Source organism: Halomonas salipaludis, assembly GCF_002286975.1.
Taxonomy (GTDB): domain Bacteria; phylum Pseudomonadota; class Gammaproteobacteria; order Pseudomonadales; family Halomonadaceae; genus Franzmannia; species Franzmannia salipaludis.
Genome location: NZ_NSKB01000003.1, coordinates 380,827 through 401,742 on the forward strand (window position 1 = coordinate 380,827; position 20,916 = coordinate 401,742).

General features: G+C 60.5%; 19 protein-coding genes. 15 read left to right on the forward strand and 4 right to left on the reverse strand.

Features of this window, described 5'->3' with window-relative positions:
- Window positions 1-194: 194 nt before the first annotated feature.
- The 6 genes from gcl (at window position 195) to CK498_RS09405 (ending at window position 8,342) form a co-directional block, all read left to right on the forward strand.
- Entirely contained in the window at window positions 195-1,970 is a 1,776-nt protein-coding gene (gene gcl, locus CK498_RS09380) for a glyoxylate carboligase (protein ID WP_095620595.1), read from the forward strand.
- A 242-nt stretch (window positions 1,971-2,212) separates the two neighbouring features.
- Window positions 2,213-2,992, forward strand: coding sequence for a hydroxypyruvate isomerase (gene hyi, locus CK498_RS09385; RefSeq protein ID WP_095620596.1), 780 nt, complete (start codon window positions 2,213-2,215; stop codon window positions 2,990-2,992).
- 198 nt (window positions 2,993-3,190) lie between these two features.
- Window positions 3,191-4,078, forward strand: a complete 888-nt coding sequence (locus CK498_RS09390) for a 2-hydroxy-3-oxopropionate reductase (protein WP_095620597.1) — start codon at window positions 3,191-3,193, stop codon at window positions 4,076-4,078.
- Window positions 4,079-4,300: 222 nt separating this feature from the next.
- A complete protein-coding gene (locus CK498_RS09395; RefSeq protein WP_095620598.1) occupies window positions 4,301-5,623 on the forward strand; it encodes a glycerate kinase type-2 family protein in 1,323 nt (440 codons plus the stop codon).
- Window positions 5,620-7,074, forward strand: a complete 1,455-nt coding sequence (pyk, locus tag CK498_RS09400) for a pyruvate kinase (protein WP_095620599.1) — start codon at window positions 5,620-5,622, stop codon at window positions 7,072-7,074. The genes CK498_RS09395 and pyk overlap by 4 nt, the downstream gene beginning before the upstream one ends.
- A gap of 59 nt (window positions 7,075-7,133) precedes the next feature.
- On the forward strand, window positions 7,134-8,342 hold the full coding sequence (locus CK498_RS09405; RefSeq protein ID WP_095620600.1) for an amino acid deaminase: 1,209 nt from the start codon (window positions 7,134-7,136) through the stop codon (window positions 8,340-8,342).
- 82 nt (window positions 8,343-8,424) lie between these two features.
- Here CK498_RS09405 and tatC read toward each other — a convergent pair whose 3' ends face one another.
- The 4 genes from tatC to CK498_RS09425 form a co-directional block, all read right to left on the reverse strand.
- Window positions 8,425-9,237 (reverse strand): twin-arginine translocase subunit TatC, encoded by an 813-nt coding sequence (tatC, locus tag CK498_RS09410; protein ID WP_095620601.1) that lies wholly within the window; start codon window positions 9,235-9,237, stop codon window positions 8,425-8,427.
- Window positions 9,234-9,677: a Sec-independent protein translocase protein TatB gene (gene tatB / locus CK498_RS09415; RefSeq protein WP_095620602.1), complete on the reverse strand. Its 444-nt coding sequence runs from the start codon at window positions 9,675-9,677 to the stop codon at window positions 9,234-9,236. Before tatB ends, tatC begins: the two co-directional genes overlap by 4 nt.
- 6 nt (window positions 9,678-9,683) lie before the next feature.
- Window positions 9,684-9,932 carry a twin-arginine translocase TatA/TatE family subunit gene (gene tatA, locus CK498_RS09420; RefSeq protein WP_095620603.1) on the reverse strand — a complete coding sequence of 83 codons (249 nt, stop codon included), beginning with the start codon at window positions 9,930-9,932 and terminating at the stop codon, window positions 9,684-9,686.
- 110 nt (window positions 9,933-10,042) lie between these two features.
- Window positions 10,043-11,389 (reverse strand): amidase, encoded by a 1,347-nt coding sequence (locus CK498_RS09425; RefSeq protein WP_176475757.1) that lies wholly within the window; start codon window positions 11,387-11,389, stop codon window positions 10,043-10,045.
- A 229-nt stretch (window positions 11,390-11,618) separates the two neighbouring features.
- Between CK498_RS09425 and CK498_RS09430 the strand changes: the two genes are divergently transcribed.
- The 9 genes from CK498_RS09430 (at window position 11,619) to CK498_RS09470 (ending at window position 20,868) form a co-directional block, all read left to right on the forward strand.
- Window positions 11,619-12,650: a Bug family tripartite tricarboxylate transporter substrate binding protein gene (locus CK498_RS09430; protein WP_095620605.1), complete on the forward strand. Its 1,032-nt coding sequence runs from the start codon at window positions 11,619-11,621 to the stop codon at window positions 12,648-12,650.
- A gap of 77 nt (window positions 12,651-12,727) precedes the next feature.
- Window positions 12,728-13,231: a tripartite tricarboxylate transporter TctB family protein gene (locus tag CK498_RS09435; RefSeq protein ID WP_095620606.1), complete on the forward strand. Its 504-nt coding sequence runs from the start codon at window positions 12,728-12,730 to the stop codon at window positions 13,229-13,231.
- A 12-nt stretch (window positions 13,232-13,243) separates the two neighbouring features.
- Window positions 13,244-14,749: a tripartite tricarboxylate transporter permease gene (locus CK498_RS09440; protein WP_095620607.1), complete on the forward strand. Its 1,506-nt coding sequence runs from the start codon at window positions 13,244-13,246 to the stop codon at window positions 14,747-14,749.
- 669 nt (window positions 14,750-15,418) lie between these two features.
- The gene (locus CK498_RS26860) at window positions 15,419-15,526 is read left to right on the forward strand and encodes an integrase core domain-containing protein (protein WP_141246933.1); all 108 of its coding nucleotides are present in this window, start codon (window positions 15,419-15,421) and stop codon (window positions 15,524-15,526) included.
- A gap of 108 nt (window positions 15,527-15,634) precedes the next feature.
- Window positions 15,635-16,372 (forward strand): sulfite exporter TauE/SafE family protein, encoded by a 738-nt coding sequence (locus CK498_RS09450; RefSeq protein ID WP_095620608.1) that lies wholly within the window; start codon window positions 15,635-15,637, stop codon window positions 16,370-16,372.
- Between the two features lie 173 nt (window positions 16,373-16,545).
- Complete coding sequence (locus CK498_RS09455; RefSeq protein WP_095620609.1) at window positions 16,546-17,991, forward strand: MmgE/PrpD family protein; 1,446 nt, start codon at window positions 16,546-16,548, stop codon at window positions 17,989-17,991.
- An 85-nt stretch (window positions 17,992-18,076) separates the two neighbouring features.
- The gene (locus CK498_RS09460) at window positions 18,077-18,823 is read left to right on the forward strand and encodes an SDR family NAD(P)-dependent oxidoreductase (protein ID WP_095620610.1); all 747 of its coding nucleotides are present in this window, start codon (window positions 18,077-18,079) and stop codon (window positions 18,821-18,823) included.
- Window positions 18,823-19,911, forward strand: coding sequence for an AbrB family transcriptional regulator (locus CK498_RS09465; protein WP_095620611.1), 1,089 nt, complete (start codon window positions 18,823-18,825; stop codon window positions 19,909-19,911). Before CK498_RS09460 ends, CK498_RS09465 begins: the two co-directional genes overlap by 1 nt.
- A 36-nt stretch (window positions 19,912-19,947) precedes the next feature.
- Complete coding sequence (locus CK498_RS09470) at window positions 19,948-20,868, forward strand: alpha/beta fold hydrolase (RefSeq protein WP_229359023.1); 921 nt, start codon at window positions 19,948-19,950, stop codon at window positions 20,866-20,868.
- Window positions 20,869-20,916 lie beyond the last annotated feature (48 nt).

Consider the following 20,916-nt stretch of genomic DNA (forward strand, 5'->3'; position numbering starts at 1 on the left):
TGGCGTGCCCGTCTGAGGGGCGGCCATGAAGCGTTTTTGCCTGTTGTTTCATGGCGATATGCTTGAATAAAAAAGCCAAATAACCGCTATAAGAGTTTTAGTGGAAATATTTTCCATAAAATATTGACGCCCGTTCGGCGGCGGTCTAGCTTGGTATGCAACAACCGTTGCTCACGTCACTGAGGAGAATCGTCGTGGCCAAGATGACCGCAGCAGAAGCCGCTATCCACGTGTTGAAGAAGGAAGGCATCGAGATGGCATTCGGCGTGCCCGGCGCCGCCATCAATCCGTTCTACGCCGCCATGCGCAAGGTCGGTGGCGTCGATCACGTGCTGGCGCGCCACGTCGAGGGTGCCTCGCACATGGCCGAGGGCTATACGCGCACCCAGGCCGGCAATATCGGCGTGTGCATCGGCACCTCCGGCCCCGCCGGCACCGACATGATCACCGGGCTCTACTCGGCCAGCGCCGACTCGATCCCGATCCTGTGCATCACCGGCCAGGCGCCGCGTGCCAAGCTGCACAAGGAGGACTTCCAGGCGGTGGATATCCAGGCCATTGCCGGACCGGTGACCAAGTGGGCGGTTACCGTGCTCGAGCCGGCCCAGGTGCCGCGGGCTTTCCAGCAGGCCTTCCAGCTGATGCGCAGCTCGCGCCCCGGCCCGGTGCTGATCGATCTGCCGATCGATGTGCAGATGAGCGAGATCGAGTTTGATCCGGACACCTACGAGCCGCTGCCGGCCTATAAGCCCAGCGCCTCGCGGGCCCAGGCCGAGAAGGCCATGGCGATGCTCAATGCCGCCGAGCGGCCGCTGCTGGTGGCCGGGGGGGGCATCGTCAACGCCGATGCCAGCGAGCTGCTGACCGAGCTGGCCGAGATCACCGGGGTGCCGGTGATCCCGACCCTGATGGGTTGGGGCACCATCCCCGACGACCATCCGCTGATGGCTGGCATGGTGGGGCTGCAGACTTCGCACCGTTACGGCAACGCCACCCTGCTTGAGTCCGACTTCGTGATGGGCATCGGCAACCGCTGGGCCAATCGCCACACCGGTAGCCTCGAGACCTACACCAAGGGGCGCACCTTCGTTCACGTAGATATCGAACCGACCCAGATCGGACGCATCTTCGGCCCCGACTACGGCATCGTTTCCGACGCCAAGGCGGCGCTCGAGCTGTTCGTCGAGATCGCCAAGGAGTGGCAGGCGGCGGGCACGCTCAAGGACCGCAGCGCCTGGGCCGAGGCGTGCCAGGCGCGCAAGCGCAGCCTGCTGCGCAAGACACACTTCGACAACGTGCCGGTCAAGCCGCAGCGGGTCTACGAGGAGATGAACAAGGTCTTCGGCCGTGATACCCGCTATGTCAGCACCATCGGTCTGTCGCAGATCGCCGGCGCGCAGTTCCTGCACGTCTACAAGCCGCGCCACTGGATCAACTGTGGCCAGGCCGGGTCGCTGGGCTGGACGATTCCCGCCGCGCTGGGGGTGTGCCGCGCCGATCCGAGCGCCGAAGTGGTGGCGCTCTCCGGCGACTACGATTTCCAGTTCATGGTCGAGGAGCTCGCCGCTGGGGCCCAGTTCAAGCTGCCCTACATCCACGTGCTGGTGAACAACTCCTACCTGGGGCTGATTCGCCAGGCCCAGCGTGGCTTCGATATGGATTACTGCGTGCAGCTGTCGTTCGAGAACATCAACTGCCCGGAGATCAACGACTACGGTGTCGATCACGTCTCGGTAGTGGAGGGCCTGGGCTGCAAGGCGCTGCGTGTGACCGAGCCCGAGCAGATCGCCCCGGCGCTGGAGCAGGCCCGTAAACTGATGCGCGAGCACCGTGTGCCGGTGGTGGTCGAGGTGATCCTCGAGCGGGTCACCAACATCGCCATGGGCACCGATCTGGATGGCGTCAACGAGTTCGAAGACCTGGCCGAGAACCAGACGGATGCGCCGACCTCGATCAGCGCCCTGACATGAAACCTGCACACTGACCAAGGGGCGCTTGGGACAGGCCGCAGAGGAGGTCCGATTCCAGGGGTGAGGAGCACTGCTCCGAACGGGCTGGCCATGGATGGCCAGCACCGGCCCTGCAAGCGGAGCAGGATGCGAGAGCGCCGCAGGGAATCGGTAGCGTACAGGGATGTATTCACAGCGCCTCCTCGCAGGCCTGTCACAAGACAAGCCCCGAGCAATGACGTACGACCCAACGGAGATTCGATATGCCCAAGTTTGCCGCCAACCTCAGCATGCTATTTACCGAGGAGGAGTTCCTCGACCGCTTCGAGGCCGCCGCCCAGGCCGGCTTCAAGGGCGTCGAGTACCTGTTTCCCTACGACTACCCGGCCAGCGAGATCAAGGCCAAACTCGATGCCAATGGCCTGACCCAGGTGCTGCACAACCTGCCGGCCGGCGACTGGGCCGCCGGCGAGCGCGGCATCGCCTGCCATCCGGATCGCGTCGAGGAGTTTCGCGCCGGGGTCGAGCAGGCCATCGACTACGCCACGACGCTGGGCTGCAAGCAGGTCAACTGTCTGGCCGGTATTCAGCCCCAGGGCGTCAGCCAGGAGCAGGCGCGCCAGACGCTGATCGACAACCTGCGCTATGCCGCCGACAAGCTCGAGGCGGCAGGCATCCTGCTACTCGCCGAGCCAATCAACACCCGCGACATCCCGGGCTTCTTCCTCAACCGCACCGAGCAGGCATTGGCGCTGTTCGAATCGGTAGGAAGCGCTAATCTCAAGCTGCAGTACGATATCTACCACATGCAGATCATGGAGGGCGATCTGGCCCCGACCATCGAGGCTCATCTGGCGCAGATCGCTCACGTGCAACTGGCCGACAACCCCGGGCGCCATGAGCCGGGAACGGGCGAAATCAACTACCCGTTTCTGTTCGCACATCTCGACCGGCTCGGCTACGACGGCTGGATCGGCTGCGAGTACAAGCCGGCCACCACCACCCGTGAGGGCCTGGGCTGGCTGGATAGCGTGCGCGGCTGAAGACGCCGCGCGAAGCGAGGGGCGCCGGGAGCAAGGCCGAAGAGGAGGTTCGACGCCATGGATGGCGTCGGTAGCGCCCAGGGAGGGGTTTACAGCGCCTCCTCGAAGGCCTTGCTGCCGGATCAGCCCCGTGCGGTGACGTTATCTGCCAAAGTCTTCTGCCCGAGATGACAACGACAGTTCAGATGGAGACATAGTATGAGCAAGATCGGATTTATTGGCCTGGGTATCATGGGCCGCCCCATGGCCGGCCACCTGCTGGATGCCGGCCACCAGATCGTCAGCGTCGAACACGGCAAGCCGATTCCCCAGGAGCTGGCCGACAAGGGGGCGACGGTCGCTGCCAACCCCAAGGCGGTCGCCGAGCAGGCCGAGGTGATCATCACCATGGTGCCGGACACCCCGGACGTCGAGCTGGTGCTGTTCGGCGAGGGCGGCGTGATCGAAGGCCTCAAGCCCGGCACCCTGGTGATCGACATGAGCTCGATTGCACCGATCGCCACCCAGGACTTCGCCAAACGCATCCATGACGCCGGCGGCGAATACGTCGATGCCCCGGTTTCCGGCGGCGAGGGCGGCGCCATCAACGCTGCCTTGACCATCATGGTGGGGGCCACGGCGGAAGGCTTCGAGCGCGCTCTGCCCATCCTCGAGGTGATGGGCAAGACCATTACCCATATCGGCGACCACGGCGCCGGCCAGACCTGCAAGGTCGCCAACCAGATCGTCGTCGCGCTGACCATCGAGGCGGTGGCCGAGGGCTTGCTGTTCGCCTCCAAGGCCGGTGCCGACGTGGCCAAGGTGCGCGAGTCGCTGCTCGGTGGCCTGGCCCAGTCGAAGATCCTCGACGTGCACGGCGAGCGCATGATCAAGCGCACCTTCGACCCCGGCTTCAAGATCAAGCTGCACCAGAAGGATCTTAACCTGGCGCTGGAGGGCGCGCGCAGTCTCAAGCTGTCGCTACCGGGGACCGCCAACGCCCAGCAGCTGTTCCAGGCCTGTGCCGCCCACGGCGGTGACGACTGGGATCATGCCGGTATTCTGCGCGCCCTCGAGCAGCTCGCCGATCACGAAATCGGTAGCTGAGCCTCGCGCCTCGCCGAGGGGCGCTAGAACAGGGAGTGCGCAAGCGCTCCGCATGAGTTGGCAGGCGTCGGGTCGTCGTCTGCCATCGCCACGGCATGTGGCCTTCCACCGGTGACAGGTGCCCCCCTGCGACATGTGGCTTGTCACCGGTTTTTTTGCTTCCCCGATACGCGATCCCGCTTTCACTTGCGACGCGCGCTGCGTGCTGTGAGGAGTTGACCGATGAATGCCTTTACCCCCCCTGCCCCTTTTACCAGTTCGGAGGCGACACGCCAGTGGCTATTGCGTCTTGCACAGGGCGCCGTTGCTGCCGTCCATCCCGACAGCCTGCTACCGGATAATCTGCCGGCGCCGCCCGCCGGCCGCACCGTGGTGGTAGGGGCCGGCAAGGCCGCGGCGGCCATGGCCCAGGCGCTTGAGGATGCCTGGCTAAAGCGCTACCCGGATGCCGCTCTCGACGGTGTAGTGGTGACCCGCTATGGCCATGGGGTACCGTCACAGGGCCGCACGCGGCGCATCGAGGTGCTGGAAGCGTCGCACCCCATGCCCGACGACCTCGGCGAACAGGCGGCCCGACGCATGCTCGATAGCGTCACTGGGCTCGGTGAGGAGGACCTGGTGATCGCGCTGGTCTCGGGCGGCGGCTCGGCGTTGATGACGCTGCCGGCGCCGGGCCTGGCGCTGCGCCAGAAGCAAGCCATCAACCGCGAGTTGCTGCGCTGCGGAGCGCCGATCCGCGAGATCAACACCGTGCGCCGCCACCTGTCGGCGATCAAGGGCGGCCGCCTGGCCGCCGCGGCGCATCCGGCCCGTGTGGTGACCTACCTGATCTCCGACGTGCCCGGCGACGACCCGACCCTGATCGCCTCGGGGCCAACGCTGCCGGATGCCACGACCCCGCGCGATGCGCTGGCGATTCTCGAGCGCCACGCCATCGAGATTCCCGATAGCGTGCGCCGCCACCTGGTCAGTGATGTCTCGGCGCCCCAGGTCGGCGCGCCGGGCTTTGCCCGCGACGCTTCGCACGTGCTGGCCAAGGCCAGCGATGCCCTGCGTGCCGCCCAGGGGCGCGCCGAGCGTAGCGGCTTGCAGGTGCGCCTGCTCGGCGACGACCTCGAGGGTGAGGCCCGCGATCTGGGGCGTGCCCAGGGGCGCATGGCGCTTACCGCCCAGGGTGAGATCACAGCGCCGCTGCTGATCCTCTCCGGCGGTGAAACCAGCGTCACCGTGCAGGGCGACGGCCGCGGTGGGCGCAACGTCGAGTACCTGCTGGGGCTGTTCGAGACGCTCAAGGGCACCGAGGGCATCTACGCCCTGGCCATCGATACCGACGGCATCGACGGCTCCGAGGACAACGCCGGGGCGCTGTTCGGTCCCGATTGCTGGGACCGCGCCCGGGCCGTGCGGCTGTCGGTGGCCGACCACCTCGCGCGCAACGACGCCTACAGCTTCTTCGCCGCGCTGGACGACCTGATCATCACCGGGCCGACCCGCACCAATGTCAATGACCTGCGCGCCATCCTGGTGCTGCCGAGGGCCTCATGAGCAACGACCCGTCTACCATCCGCCGCACCAAGATCGTCGCTACCCTGGGCCCGGCCAGCGACCGCGACGGCGTCCTCGAGGCCATGCTCGAGGCCGGCGTCGACGTGGTCCGCCTCAACTTCTCCCACGGCTCCGCCGACGACCACCGCCAGCGCCTGGCCCGGGTCCGCGAGATCGCCGCACGCCTCGGCAAGAGCGTTGCCGCCCTCGGCGACCTGCAGGGCCCCAAGATCCGTATCGCCCGCTTTGCCAACGGCCCCGTCACGCTCGATGAGGGCGCTCCCTTCATCCTCGACATGGCGCTGGACAGCGACGCCGGCGACGCCACCCGGGTCGGCTGCGACTACAAGACCCTGGCCGCCGACGTCACCGTCGGCGACCGCCTGCTGCTCGACGACGGCCGCCTGGTGCTCGAGGTCAGCGCGATCCAGGGCGACGAGGTCCATACCACGGTGATCGTCGGCGGCAAGCTGTCCAACAACAAGGGCATCAACAAGCAGGGCGGCGGCCTCTCCGCCGCGGCGCTCACCGACAAGGACAAGGCCGATCTCGCCACCGCCATCGACATCGGCGTCGACTACCTGGCGGTCTCCTTCCCGCGCTCCGCCGCCGACATGCAGGAAGCGCGCCGCCTGCTCGGCGACGCCGGCCGCGAGATCGGCCTGGTGGCCAAGGTCGAGCGCGCCGAGGCGGTGGCCGACCCCGAGACCCTCGACGGCATCATCCTCGCCTCCGAGGCGGTGATGGTGGCGCGCGGCGATCTCGGCGTGGAGATCGGCGACGCCCAGCTGATCGGCGTGCAGAAGCGCATGATCAAGCGCGCCCGCAGCCTCAACCGCGCGGTAATTACCGCCACCCAGATGATGGAGTCGATGATCGACTCGCCGCTGCCGACCCGCGCCGAGGTGTTCGACGTCGCCAACGCGGTGCTCGACGGCACCGACGCGGTGATGCTCTCCGCCGAGACCGCCGCCGGCGACTACCCGGTGGAGACCGTCGAGGCGATGCACCGGCTGTGCCTGGGCGCCGAGCGCGAGCGCACCGCCCAGGAGTCCGGCCACCGCATCCACGAGGGCTTCACCCAGGTCGACGAGACCATCGCGCTGTCGGCGATGTACGCCGCCAACCACCTCGAGGGCGTGGCCGCCATCGCCTGCATGACTGCCACCGGCTACACGCCGCTGATCGCCTCGCGCATTCGCTCGGGGCTGCCGATCGTCGGCCTGGCCCACAGCGCCACCGCCCAGCGGCGCATGGCACTGTATCGCGGCGTGGTATCGCTGCCCTTCGATACTGCCGACATGGATCCCACCGAGCTCAATCGCCAGGCCATGACGATCCTCAAGGACCACGGCATTGCCGAGACCGGCCAGCTGATGATCCTCACCCGCGGCGACCACATGAACGCCCACGGCGGCACCAATACCCTGAAGATCCTCGAGGTGCGCTGACAGGCGCGGCATCTGGCGTCACACTAGCGTGAGTAACCCACCTGCAACGGGAGTCATGCATGGCGCGAGCAGGGTGCTGTGACAAGGGCACGCCGGAGGGCGGCGATGCGCTACTGATGGATGTCAGCCTACCGGCGGCGGTGATCCACGAGGCGCCGCTGGCGCACAACCTGGCCTGGATGCAGCGCTTTGCCGACGCCCACGGTGCGCGACTGGCGCCGCATGGCAAAACCAGCATGGCACCGGCGCTGTTCCGACGTCAGGTCGCCGCCGGTGCCTGGGGCATTACACTGGCCACGGCGGCGCAGTGCCGGGCGGCCTTCGTCCACGGCACCAGACGTCTGCTGATGGCCAATCAGCTGGTGGGCGAGGCCAATATGGCGATCATCGGCGACCTGCTCGAGGCCGGCGCAGACGTCTACTGCGTGGTCGATAGCGGCGCTAATGTCCGCCATCTGGGGCGCTACTTCGCCGCCCGCGGCCTGCGGCTCAAGGTGCTGATCGAACTCGGCATAGAGGGCGGCCGCTGCGGCTGCCGCGATCACGACCAGGTGCTGGCGCTGGGCGAGGCGATCGATGTCGAGCCGGCGCTGGTGCTTGCTGGCCTGGAGGGCTACGAAGGCGTGGTGCATGGCGACGACCCGGAAAGTGCCGTGCGCGACTACGCCTGGCAGCTGGTGGAGGCCGCACGAGCGCTCGATCAGGATGGCTTGATCGAAGCCGAAACGCCGCTCATTACGGCTTCCGGCTCGGCCTGGTATGACCTGATCGCTGAAGCCTTCCGCGATGCACGCCTCGACGGGCGGATTGTCGCAGTGCTGCGGCCCGGCTGCTACGTGGTGCACGACCACGGCCTCTACCGCGAGGCGCAGCGCGGCGTGCTGGCGCGGCGCCCCGAGCTGCAGCAGGGCCTCGAGCCGGCGCTGGAGGTGTTCGCCCAGATACAGTCGTTACCCGAGCCCGGGCTGGCCATCGCCACCCTCGGCAAGCGCGATATCGCCGCCGACCAGCTGCCGCTGCCGCTGCGTCGCTATCGCGAGGGCGGCAGCCCAGACCAAGTGCTCTCGGTGGAGGGCTGGCGGGTGACCAAGCTGATGGACCAGCACGCCTTCATTCATCTGCCCGATGAGATCGACGACGACATCCGCATCGGCGATATCGTCGCCTTTGGTGCCTCCCATCCCTGTCTAACCTTCGACAAGTGGCGTCAGCTGCTGCTGGTCGACGAGCGACTGCGCGTGCGTGAGTCTCTGGTAACCCTGTTTTGAATCGCGCTTCTGCGATCCCGCTTTAGCCCTCTGCTGGCGCACCTTGCTCGACTAATGTATAGCCAAATGCCACTAGGGCGATTCAGATACTTTGTTTGCCAACGCCACAAGCTTTTCCGGAAACTTGTTTTCGCTTCATGAGTTTCCCGAACAGCAGGCCTATTTCATAAAGTAAATACATAGGCATCGCCAGCAAGCTCTGGGAGATGATGTCCGGCGGGGTCAGCAGCATGCCGATCACGAAGCAGCCGAGGAAGATATAGGGACGCTTCTGCGACAGGCTCTCGACGCTGGTCGCGCCGGAGAAGATCAGCAGGAAGGTGGCGATGGGAATCTCGAAGGCCACGCCGAAGGCGAAGAACAGCTTGAGCACGAAATTCAGGTAGGCGTTGATATCGGTCATCACCGCCACGTTCTCCGGCCCGGTCTGGGTGAAGAACTGGAACAGCAGCGGGAACACCACGTAGTAGGCGAAGGCCGCGCCGGCATAGAACAGCGCCACGCTGGAGGCCAGGATCGGAATCGCCAGGCTCTTCTCGTTGTCGTACAGCCCCGGCGCGATAAAGGCCCAGGCCTGGTGCAGCACGAACGGCACGGCGATGAACACCGCCACCACCAGCGTCAGCTTGAAGGGCGCCAGGAACGGCGAGGCGACCTCGGTGGCGATCATCTGCGAGCCTTCCGGCAGCATGTCCACCAGCGGCTGCGACACGAAAATGTAGATATCGTTGGCGAAGGCGTAGAGGCCGAGGAAGATCACCACGATCACCAGTACCGAGCGCATCAGCCGCGAGCGCAGCTCGATGAGGTGCTCGATCAGCGGTGCCTGGGACGCTTCGTTCTGCTGGCTGCGCTGCTTGTCGCGCTGAGTATCGCGAGAGCCGTCGTCGCTCATCGTGAGGGCGAATCCTTGTCACTGGGGGGCGATGATGTGGAGGCCTGCTCGGCGGTCGTCGCATCGCGCCGCGCCTTGCTCGCCAGGGCCTTGTCGAGGCGCTCGCTGGCCGGCGGCTCATCGTTGCCGGCCTCAGTGGCGCCGTGCTGGTCGTTACCCTCGGGCGGCGTGGCGTCATCGGGCTCGGCGTAGCGTTCGACGTCGCGCTTGACCCTACCCAGGCTCTCGTCGAGCTTCTTCTGCTGCTCGTCGAGTTTCTGGCGCAGCTCCTCCGCCTCTAGCTGGGCGTTGATCTCGCGCTGCATGCCCGACACGGTGCGCTTGATCTTGCCGATCCACAGGCCGGCGGTGCGTGCCGCCTTGGGCAGGCGCTCGGGGCCCAGCACCAGCAGGCCAACCACGCTGATGATCAGCAGTTCGAGAAAGCCGATATCAAGCATAATGATCTACTTGTTCTCGCCTTGTCCCTTGGCCTGGGTGTCATAGGATGCGTCCATGCCCAATTCTTCGTGGCCGACCTGCGTAAGGGGAGAAGGTGTGCTGGTATCTTTGCCATCAGCGCTCATGGCCTGTTTGAAACCCTTCACGGCACCGCCTAAGTCGCCGCCCACATTGCGCAGCTTTTTGGTACCGAAGATCAGGATGATGATGCCGAGTACGATTAACAGCTGCCAGATACTGATTCCGCCTAACATGGTGATTCTCCGCCGGAGTATAATAGTGGACTTGGCCAATGACATGACATTGGCTATAAAGGGCCATACGCTGAAAAAAGTGCATGGCGCCCTCTAAAGACCGTGACTTGTCAATTGCGTTGGGTCATCCATCTTGCCTGTCGTGCGAGATGATAATCTTGCCCAGGGAAACCCACGAGCTGGAGCCCGAAGGGCATACCGGCGGCGGTCATTCGTGGGACAGAGAAGGCTGGCGCTCCCAGGAGGGTGCTGTACACCAGAAGGCGACGAGAGCCGGTAAATTCGAAGCCATGTGGCGCCGGCCCAGATGCCGCGGGCAGGATAAAGGCATCATAATCGCCAGCGAGTGCCTGCAGCCGTTCCTTTAACTGGTACTGGTCGATGAGTAGCTGACGGTACTGGGCGCGCGTCATACGGGAAGCGCTCTCCATCAAGCCGTGTATGCGTTCGCCGACCATGTTAGGATGCTTTTCCACATAGTCTTGGAAGGGCCAGCGCATTTCATAGGCCAGCAGCTCCAGTGAGCGCTCTGGGGCATCATGTAGGGCGTCTACCAGTGCCTGCAGCAGCGGGTCATTTTCCGGCTCGACGAGGGTGATGCCGTCGAGGCGCAAGGCGTCGAGTTGCTGCTCGAAGGCACTCAGGCTGGTGGCATCCAGATCCTCGAAACCATTGGTGCGCAGCACGGCCAGGTTGGCAGGTTTTCCTGGCGCTACTGGACCCTGCAAGGGCCCTGATAGTCCTGGGTGACACTGTTCCGGAGCGTACTCTGATACCCATCTGGCCAGCCACCAAGCATCGTCCACGCTGTCGGCTATAACACCTAAATGGTCGTGCGACTTCGACAAAGGATGTACCCCATTCAGCGACAGGGAGTTCAGTGTCGGCTTGAAACCCACCACGCCACAGAACGATGCCGGCCGAATGATCGAGCCCTGTGTTTGGGTGCCGAAACCAGCCGGAAACATCCCTGCGGCGACCCCTGCCGCTGTCCCCGACGATGACCCACCTGGCGTGTGTTCAGGGTTGTGAGGATTTGTCGTTGGGCCTGAGCGACCAATAGCGAACTCGGTGGTCACGGTCTTGCCGATGGCAAAGGCGCCACCCTCATTGATGGCGCGGACGCAAGCGGCATCGGTCAAGGGGCGGTGCCCAATGAAGATACTGCTGTTCATTTCTGTAGGCATATCGCGCGTGTCGATGATGTCCTTGATACCGACTGGCATCCCGTCGATGGGAGAAAGGGGGCGTCCTTCGGCGTAACGCCGGGAAGACGCATCGGCCCTCTCGCGAGCCTGCTCGAAGTCGTAATAGGTGAAAGCTTTTACTAACCCTTCGCGGTTCTCGATGGCCTCAATGCAGAGCTCCAAGTAATCCCTCGGCGAGCGGGATCCGTCGCGAAAATCTTTTGCAAGGTCGCTAAACGCAGGCTGTGTAGCAAGCAGAGGTGACGCCATGAGCGCTCCTTTTCCTGTTGTTGGATGTACTGCCCCGAGCTTAGCCTGCATGTCATCTGTTGACAATCTTCATTTTTGGTCTAGCCTTTGGTAGGGTGCATAGCACATGATCTGTGGTCACATAACTCTCCTGTGGGCCACTTCAACAGGCTATCTCATGCCGATAGACATATTATGCAGTATGTTTATCCTATTGAATTATCAATAATTTCAACTACAGGGGCTAATAATGTCTGATAAGTTAAACACTAGCCGCCGCCGTTTCCTACAGGGCTCGGTTGCGACAGTTGCTGGCGTAGCATTCGGTGGCAGCCTGCTTACCAAGCCCGTATTTGCCAACGAATTTCCCAGCGGTCGCATTGAAGTGCTGGTTCCCTTTTCGCCAGGTGGAGGTACCGACCGCTCGGTACGACTTGTGACGCCTGCGTGGCAAACCACCCTGGGTATGAGTGACCCCTTCCGCCTCAATCACTCTCCCGGTGCAGGGACTCTTATCGCACAGAATGCATTGAAAGACGCCTCACACGATGGTCACACCGTATTGTTCACGCCTGCACCACACGTGGCCTGGCTAAGCGTATTGCAGTCCGATGAATTTTCTCTAGGGCAGGTCGCCTGGCTTGGCTCTTACTTCCAGGATCCCAACGTCCTACTGGTGCCCTCAGATTCACCTTATCAGACTGCGCAAGAACTTATCGATGATGCGCGTGAGACTGGTAGAACCCTTACTGCCTCGGTGTCAAGCCCCATGTCAGCTGCGCACGCTGCAACTGTAGTGCTGCGGGAGAGAGCTGGTATTAATATTCGCATCGTTCCGTTCGATGGCGGGGGGGAGGCACGCAACGCCGTTGCGGGCGGCCACGTTGATTTGTGTATGGCTCCTTATTGGTCGGCCATCAACGTTCTCGAACTTACTCGTGCCCTGTGCATCTTTGCCGATGAAGACCCCTCCACTGGCCTGTGGGATGCACCCCCGGCTAAAGAAGAGCTCGATTTTGAGATGCCTAATCTTTATGAGCCCTATGGCGCCATGGTATCGGCGCAGGTCAGGGATGATCATCCCGATACTTTCGAGCGGCTTTCTTCAACTTTCATGAAAGCCCTTGAGTCCGATGAGTTTCGTGAAGCCGCAGAAGATCAGGACATCCACTTCTTTGCTCAGGCCTGGGGCCCGGACAGGATGAACCAATTCATCGAAGAATATATTGCTCTGCTTGACGAATTTCGTCCGGCCATGGAGCAGGACCTAGAAGAGATGTAATAAGATTTTCCAACAGCGCATTATGGCAGCCGCGGCTGCCATAATGCGCCACACGCTATGGAAAGAGAAGAGGCAGAATGTCCACCCAAGCTATTTTGCGAGTGCTGTTGGTACCGGCATTAATTCTGCTGGCCACTGCGCTCTACTGGTACAGCATTCAGGATGCTGCAAGTGGTGCAAGGCGCGTACCTGACGTGGTCATGATCTTCATAATGATCATGTCTATGGTAGTAGTTGTACGCGATTTTATGATGGGAGCAAGAGATAGCAAAAAGCGACCTGCGCCGGACGAGGGCGCGTTAATGGATAGCCTCCGTCGCTGGGAAAGAGCACATCGGAAGAGAATTGTCTTCACCGTAATTAGCTTGGCATACTTCCCTGTTTTCTTGTCACTTGGCTTTAATGTTGCAAATTTCTTGTTTCTTGCCTTAGCCCTGCCTCTATCTGGTCTGGGTGGGGAACGATCAATGGGGCTACGCATTGGCTTAAGCCTGAGCATTTCCTTGTTCGCTACGCTGGTCTTCCATTTGCTGGCTCAAGTAATGGACTTCAATGTCCCGATATCCCCACTCGGCTTCTAAAGGGTACCACCCATGTATGATATCGATGCCATCTTGATGGGTTTATTTGCCCTGTTTCAAGCTCACACTCTGACTTTCCTTTTGCTAGGCTTCTTTCTCGGCTTCTTCGTTGGTGCTATACCTGGATTCAACGACGCCAATATTATGGCGATTTTACTGCCTTTCACACTTCTGATGGAACCAGTGGTTGCTATCGTATGCATGGCAGCTATCTATGCTGGTGCCCAAGCCGCAGGATCGATACCTGCTATTCTGATGAATATTCCCGGGACGCCTGGCAACGCTGCGACCACCTTGGAAGGCTACCCTATGTCTAAGGCTGGTCGCTCGGGTTATGCTCTTGGTATCTCTCTGGCCGGATCTTCTATTGGAGCCATGCTGGGCGCGATCCTCGCCCTCATCTTTGCTCCAGTTCTTGGTATGTTCGCCTTGCGCTTTGGTCCAGCCGAAATGTTCATGGTGGCAGTATTGGGGCTGACGGTCGTCAGTACGCTGTCTGCAGAGAACATGAGCAAGGGACTCCTTGTGGTTGGCTTTGGAATTCTGGTCTCGCTAATCGGTGCAGATTCCATGACGGCTTTTCCGCGAGGTACTTATGGTATTTCGTTCCTTTATGACGGCATGCCTTTGATCCCCGTTCTGCTAGGCCTCTTTGGCTTCTCAGAGTTACTACTTTTGCTTGGTAAGAAGAGTATTTCTAGTCAGGATGGCAGCCAAGCACAGGGCTGGTCTGAGATCATTCTTGGTGCGAAGGACGCTATCAAGCAAAGGATCAACCTTGTTCGCTCTTCTGTACTAGGCTTCTTTGTCGGAGTCATTCCCGGTGCTGGTGCCACCATTGGTTCGTTTTTAGCCTATGGCCAGGCTCGGCAATGGTCTCGCATGCCTGAAAAGTTTGGGACGGGACACAACGAAGGGCTTGTGGCTACCGATTCTGCTAATAATGCTACTGCTACCGGAGCGATGGTGCCCATGTTAACACTAGGCTTGCCCGGTAGCGCCTCTACCTTAGTGATGTTGGCGGCTCTGGTGTTGCATGGCGTTCGGCCGGGGCCACAGTTCTTCAATAACTTTCAGGTCGAGGCCTACACTATTTTGCTCTCATTGTTTGTTGCATCTCTTCTGATCGGGATTCTGGGGATTTTTCTGAGTCGGGTAGCGCAGCGCGTAGTCTTTGTTCCCACGGCTATTTTGGTACCAATTGTCACCGTGTTGGTTTTTACTGGCGCATATGCATGGCGTTTCCTGGCCTTTGACATCATGCTGATGATAATCTTCGGTTTGATCGGGGTTCTGATGCGTGTGCACCGCTATCCTGTCCCGGCACTGATGCTGGCAATTATTCTTGGTCCAATGCTAGAGTCGAATTTCTTGAGAGCTACACGAATCGGTGGCTTAGAATCGCTAATCGCTAGCCCAATCTCAATGGTTATATTGGCAATGATTATTATATCATTGGTGGCGCCCGGCATCATGTCTTTATCGCGCAGTTTGCGTAAAAATGCAAGGAGGACTTGAATTATAGCTTGGTATCCAACTTGCCGCGTGTTAAAATAAGGCCGCGAGCTGAGCGGTGCCGGGATTCCATGAGGCTCCAAACCTTGAAGAGGGCGGAGCCATGGAGTGAATTCGAAACGTTACTTCCCTAAAGTGAGTTAGCGAGCGGTTCGTCTGGCCTTTTAGCATATAGCCGATTTTTATATGCCAGTGGGCGGCTGCCGCTGCCATTGCCCCAAGTCGGGTGTACACGAGAAGCCCGCATAGCTGGTTCTGCGAGGCTGAACGTGATGCCGGGAGCAAGGGCACGATTACCACCAATCGTGAGCGAATCAAATTGCCTCACGGCCGGATGAGCGCTGGGCCACCGAGCTGACGGATGTGTGGTGCGGCAAGGATCGGCGGGCTAACCTGCGGAGATCATCGGCTGATGCACGCGGGAGATCCTTGGCTGGCGATTATCGGACAACGGCAGCAGCAAGACCGCTGAAGCTACGCAGGAAGAGACTCTGGTGCGTCGATTCGGCGCACTGGGCCGTATTCATCAGCCGTTGGCTCTGCGCTCCGATAATGGCCTCCGCTTCAGCAGCCAACTAAACGGGGACGGTGAAGGCCTACAGACTCACCCAGGAGTTCACGACGCCCTACACGCCGGTAGCAGAATGGGCTCGTTGAGCGCTTTTCCAGTCCTTGAAGGAGGAGTGCATTTGGCAACATCGGTTCGAGTCGCTGGGCCAAGCTCGATCGGTCATCAGCCGCTGGGGCCGGTACTATAAAGATGAGCGGCCACATCAGTAGTTGGGTTATGTGGCACCCCGCGCGCACCCGGCATTAGCCACGTAGGGGGCTGCGCAAACTAGGAGGTCATTACATGCCGATAGATGCGGCTGTCTCAGGTGATATTGGATGTCATTAATATCAGGCTTCCTGTTTGTGGCCGTGGTTTTTACGACCTCCGCGTTATCAGGTGTTTTTGGCATGGCCGGTGGGCTTGTGCTGCTCTGGTTTCTTTTACTACTGTTCCCAGTTGCTACGGCGATTGCGGTACATGGTGTCATCCAGCTTACAGCGAATGCTTCTCGTGCCTGGCTTTCACGGCGTTTCATTGTGTGGCGAATCGTGGCACTGATGACTTGTGGTGTGGTAATAGCCGCAATTTGCCTGCTTTTGGTCAACTACACGCCGAATGCAGTGACTGTCTCGCTACTGATCGGGCTGATGCCGATCCTGGTGTGGATGCCCAAGACCTGGTTCCACTTTAATGCAGCGAAAACTAGCCATGCTTTGAGCTGTGGCTTCGTGGCAGGAGGGCTGACCATCGCCGCCGGCTTGTCAGGGCCGCTGATCGATATCTTTTTTATCCGCACCGACATGGATCGGCGTCAGGTGGTGGCCACCAAGGCAATGATCCAGGTGATATCTCACGGTATAAAGATCGTGTTCTACCTAGGGGCCGCATTGAGCTTGAGCAAGGGGGACTGGACTATGATCTTGCTTGCTGCCCCCTTCGCAATGCTGGGTACTCAGGCCGGTAACCGCATTTTGCAGCGTCTCACAGATGCCAATTTCCGTACCTGGACGCGTTGGATCGTTACCGCTATCGGCGGTTTCTATTTTATTCAGGGCGTTGCCATGGCTTTGTGAAGCCTGGCGGGTCAGGGTACAAGCTGGCTTGGAAGCAAAAAAATCGGCCAAACAACTGTTAACAGTTGACAGAAGGCAAGTGGGCGTTGATAGTCATGCTTGAGCGAGTTCATGCCGGGTCGGGAGACTCCCCCCCTTTCACAACGTTAACTGGTTCGACCTAAGGAGCCCATATGTCAGAGAACACCAAAGCGTCCATCGAGAAGTTCACCCCGGATATCGAATCCAAGCACGGTGAAGGCTTGACTCGAGAAGTAGTGCAGTTCATTCGCGATATTGACTATGACTCACTGCCTGATGAGCTGATCGAAGTTGGCAAGAAGTCGATCCTTGACGGGATTGGCCTGGCATTGTCTGGGTCGGTCGCTGAGTCGGGTCGTATCGTGCAGCAATATCTGAAGGGCCAGGGCGTATCCGGCGAAGCTACCGTGATCGGGACTGGCATGCGCGTGCCGGAGCGTTTCGCGGCCTTTGCTAACGGTGTGGGTATCCACGCTGACGATTATGACGACACTCAGCTCGCAGTAGGGCCAGATCGCGTTTACGGCCTGCTGACGCATCCGACTGCGCCCTGCCTGCCAGCAGCCCTTGCGATTGCCGAAACCCAGGACATGAGTGGCAAGGATCTGATGCTTGCCTATCATATTGGAGTTGAGGTCGAGACCAAGGTCGCTGAAGCGATTTCGCCACGCCACTATCAGCATGGTTTTCATGCCACTGCTACATGTGGCACCTTGGCAGCGGCTTCTGCTGCTTCACGCCTGCTGGGCCTCGACGAGGAAACTACGCTTCGTGCATTGGCAATCGCTGCCAGCCAGTCGGCGGGCTTGCGCGAGAATTTTGGCACTATGACCAAGCCATTCCACGCTGGTCGATCGTCTGAGTCAGGTGTGGTAGCTACCGATTTTGCACGTGCCGGCTGGACTGCCACGGACAAGATCCTTGAGTCGCCGCGCGGTTTCTTCCAGGCACATGGTGGCGGTTACATGCTTGAAGCGATCTCGGGCAAGCTTGGCTCACCATGGACCTTCCTTGACCCGGGTGTATCCATCAAGCCGAACCCCTCTGGCTCATTGACCCATCCGGGTATGACTAAAATGATGGAGCTGATCCTTGAGCACGATATCAAGCCTGAGCAGGTTGATTACGTCGACGTGGGCACCAACCATAACATGCCCAACGCGCTGATTCATCATCGCCCTAAGAATGAGCTGCAAGCTAAGTTCTCCATGGAATTCTGCATGGCTATCTTGCTGCTTGAGCGCCGTGGCAGCCTGCCGGAATTCACCGATGAGGTCGTCAATCGTGCCGACGTGCAAGAGATGATAGGTCGCGTGCACTTTGGCGTTCATCCAGAGGCCGAGGCCGCCGGCTACGACAAGATGACCACCATCATTGACATCCATCTCAAGGATGGCCGCACCATCTCTGGTCGCGCCGATTTCGGAAAGGGCAGCCCGGCTAATCCGATGAGCTACGATGAAGCGGCTGACAAGTTCCGCGGATGTGCCGAGTTTGCCGGCTGGAGCAAAGAGAAGACCGAGGCACTGATTGAGGCGGTGCGCAACCTAGAGACGCTTTCGTCGGTGCGCGAGTTGACCAAGCTGATGAGCGCTTGAGCTTCACCGAAGTGCTGAACTTCTACTGCCCCGGTGCCATGGCCCGGGGCAGTCGGTTTGATACGAACGAAACGAGAGGTGACTCATGAGCTGGACCTTGGACCTGGAGGGGCACACTGCCGTAGTAACCGGTGGGACACGCAACATCGGGTTAGCAATTGCCCAAGGCCTGCAATATCACGGCGCCAGGGTATGCATCGTTGGCGGCACCGACCGTGCCGCGCTGAATCGGGCGCTGGAAGTGCTTGGTGGCGAGAGCGATACTGTTACTGGGCTATTGGCTTCGGTTGAAGATGAGCGCGATGTAGAGTCTATCTTCGATCATGCAGAGACACGACTCGGTATAGCTTCGATACTAATCAATGGGGCGGCTAGCCGGCCACACAACGTACTGGTGGACATCACCCGAGAGCAATGGCAAGAGGTGATCGATGTAATCTTGACAGGGGCTTTCCTGACTGCGCAGCAGTTGTTCCGTCGCTTGCCGGAGGGGCGCCAGGGGGCGATCGTCAACCTCGGTGGATTGAGCGCCCACGTGCCCAAGGTCCAGCGTCCCCATGTAATAGCCGCTAAGGCTGGCCTGATCGGATTGACACGAGCGCTGGCCGAGGAGGGCGTTGGGCGGATTCGTGCCAATTGCGTGGTGCCAGGCACCATCGAGACCGAGCGGAAGCCCGGTCAATCCAACCCTACTGCAGCCGAGACCGGCAAGGGCCGGCCAGTGGGCAGCAGTGAGGACGTGGCACGTCTAGTGTTGTCGTTTACCGACCCGCGAGACTACTACGTCACGGGGCAGACAGTACACGTTAACGGCGGTCGGTTCATGCCGTGATGGCTAAACGTGCGCTAATTGTTGCCGGGGTGCTAGCGCTAGCGTTGGCTACGGGCTATCAAGGTGCGGTAGTTGGGGTCCCTTTGCCATGGATCCTCGGCCCGATGCTGATCAGCGCGCTGGCGGCACTGACTGGCCACGGCTTGCCTGAGCCCAAGGCGGTGCGACAATGGGCCCAGGTGGTGCTGGGGGCGGCGATTGGCCAGAGTTTTACTATTGCGATTCTGGTCTCGCTTACCTGGCTGATACCCTGGATGGTGCTGTTTTCACTCTGGTCATTGGCGATGTCGGCGATAGGATCATTGCTGCTGGCGCGCTGGGCTCGGCTGGATCGACATACCGCACTGCTCGCCAACCTGCCAGGTGGGGTAGCGGAAATGGCCTTCCTTGGCGGCAAAGCAGAGGGTGCCAGCACCGCCATTGCACTAGTACAAGCGATGCGACTGAGCTCGCTGGTGTTGATCTTGCCGTTTGCGATGACGCTATTACTGGATGAGGCCTCAAGCCCGCTAGCGGTACCGTTGGCCGGAGGCGAGCTGGGTCTGGGTACGTTGATCGTACTGGGCGTTGGGTTCGTGCTGGGGTGGAGCATTGATCGTTTTGGTGTGCGAAATGCTTTCATCGTTGGGGCGTTGGCCGTTTCGGTGGCAACCACCGTCTCTACTGGACTCGACGTAGGGATTCCCGACCCCCTTTTTATCGCCGGTCAGGTGGCGATTGGACTGGCGCTGGGCTCTCGTTTCGAGCGTCGTGATGTGGCCCGCATGCCGCGCTTGGTCGCCGCTGGACTAGCTGCATCCCTATTCACATCGGTTTTGACTATTGTCTCGGCGATATTGGTGGCGCTTCCGCTGGGGATCGCGGTACCAGTGATGGTTCTGGCAGGTGCACCAGGTGGGGTCGCCGAGATGGTCATCACCGCTGCGGCCCTCGGGTTGGGGATCGCCCACGTGGTCGCATTTCAGACCGTACGTATCTTCGTCGTCAACCTCTTTGCCGCGCCAGTCGCCACCTTATGGCTGCGGGTAACAGACGCGCTCTGGCCTGAAGCGGTCGTCCAGGGGAGGGCAGGCGATTCGAAACGCTAATCATGACCCCAGCATCATCACAAGAAGGACATGTCTATGAATGATCGTTTACACCTCCCTTCCTCTGCCCGGCCTGTAGAAGGGGGTATGTTTCCCGGCTTCCATCAGGTGAGGGTTACTACCTCTGGAACCGATATCAACCTGGTGTGCGGGGGTGAAGGGCCACCCTTGCTGTTGCTGCACGGCAACCCCCTCACTCATGTAAGTTGGCACAAGGTCGCTCCGCAACTGGCCCGTCATTTTACGGTTGTGGCCCCTGATCTGCGGGGCTATGGCGATAGCGGTAAGCCTGAAGGTGGTTCTGACCATGGCGCTTATTCATTTCGCGCAATGGCCCAGGACCAGGTTGAGGTAATGGAGGCATTAGGGTTTGAGCGCTTCAGGGTGGCTGGTCACGACAGGGGGGGGCGTGTAGGCCATCGCATGGCGCTCGACCACTCGGAAAAGGTCCAGCGACTAGCGGTGCTAGACATCGTGCCTACTCATCACTTGCTGACACACATCAGTAAAGGCTGGGCTACCGAGTCGTATCACTGGTTCTTTATGGCGCAGGCTGCGCCGTTTCCCGAGAAGTTACTTGGGGCTGACCTTGAGTACTACATTCGCTACAAGCTGGCTAAGAAGGGTGTCGGTCTTGGGCCGTTCACGGAGGAGGCGATGTCTGAATACATTCGCTGCTGCACACCGGAGAATATCCATGCGGTGTGTGAGGATTACCGTGCGACTCTCACGATCGACTTTGAACTCGATGCAGCGGACCGTGGCAAGCATTTCGTCGAATGCCCCCTGTTGGCGATATGGGGGGAAAATAGCCATGTTGGTCGTCATTTTTCGCCAGTCGAGGCCTGGCGTGAATGGGCACGCGATGTGACCGGCGTCCCACTGGCCTCCGGTCATTATCCAGCAGAGCAATGTCCGGACGAGACAGTCGAGGCTTTATTAGGTTTTATGGCTTAGGTCTGTGGTTTGCCGGCAATCGCCTATGTTGAAGGCTTGCGGTATAAT

Excerpts from the sequence above, each read along its gene's own strand:
- hyi (WP_095620596.1), top strand. The coding sequence starts at position 2,213 with ATGCCCAAGTTTGCCGCCAACCTCAGCATGCTATTTACCGAGGAGGAG.
- CK498_RS09390 (WP_095620597.1), top strand. The coding sequence starts at position 3,191 with ATGAGCAAGATCGGATTTATTGGCCTGGGTATCATGGGCCGCCCCATG.
- CK498_RS09395 (WP_095620598.1), top strand. The coding sequence starts at position 4,301 with ATGAATGCCTTTACCCCCCCTGCCCCTTTTACCAGTTCGGAGGCGACA.
- pyk (WP_095620599.1), top strand. The coding sequence starts at position 5,620 with ATGAGCAACGACCCGTCTACCATCCGCCGCACCAAGATCGTCGCTACC.
- CK498_RS09405 (WP_095620600.1), top strand. The coding sequence starts at position 7,134 with ATGGCGCGAGCAGGGTGCTGTGACAAGGGCACGCCGGAGGGCGGCGAT.
- tatC (WP_095620601.1), bottom strand. The coding sequence starts at position 9,237 with ATGAGCGACGACGGCTCTCGCGATACTCAGCGCGACAAGCAGCGCAGC.
- tatB (WP_095620602.1), bottom strand. The coding sequence starts at position 9,677 with ATGCTTGATATCGGCTTTCTCGAACTGCTGATCATCAGCGTGGTTGGC.
- tatA (WP_095620603.1), bottom strand. The coding sequence starts at position 9,932 with ATGTTAGGCGGAATCAGTATCTGGCAGCTGTTAATCGTACTCGGCATC.
- CK498_RS09425 (WP_176475757.1), bottom strand. The coding sequence starts at position 11,389 with ATGGCGTCACCTCTGCTTGCTACACAGCCTGCGTTTAGCGACCTTGCA.
- CK498_RS09430 (WP_095620605.1), top strand. The coding sequence starts at position 11,619 with ATGTCTGATAAGTTAAACACTAGCCGCCGCCGTTTCCTACAGGGCTCG.
- CK498_RS09435 (WP_095620606.1), top strand. The coding sequence starts at position 12,728 with ATGTCCACCCAAGCTATTTTGCGAGTGCTGTTGGTACCGGCATTAATT.
- CK498_RS09440 (WP_095620607.1), top strand. The coding sequence starts at position 13,244 with ATGTATGATATCGATGCCATCTTGATGGGTTTATTTGCCCTGTTTCAA.
- CK498_RS09450 (WP_095620608.1), top strand. The coding sequence starts at position 15,635 with ATGTCATTAATATCAGGCTTCCTGTTTGTGGCCGTGGTTTTTACGACC.
- CK498_RS09455 (WP_095620609.1), top strand. The coding sequence starts at position 16,546 with ATGTCAGAGAACACCAAAGCGTCCATCGAGAAGTTCACCCCGGATATC.
- CK498_RS09460 (WP_095620610.1), top strand. The coding sequence starts at position 18,077 with ATGAGCTGGACCTTGGACCTGGAGGGGCACACTGCCGTAGTAACCGGT.
- CK498_RS09465 (WP_095620611.1), top strand. The coding sequence starts at position 18,823 with ATGGCTAAACGTGCGCTAATTGTTGCCGGGGTGCTAGCGCTAGCGTTG.
- CK498_RS09470 (WP_229359023.1), top strand. The coding sequence starts at position 19,948 with ATGAATGATCGTTTACACCTCCCTTCCTCTGCCCGGCCTGTAGAAGGG.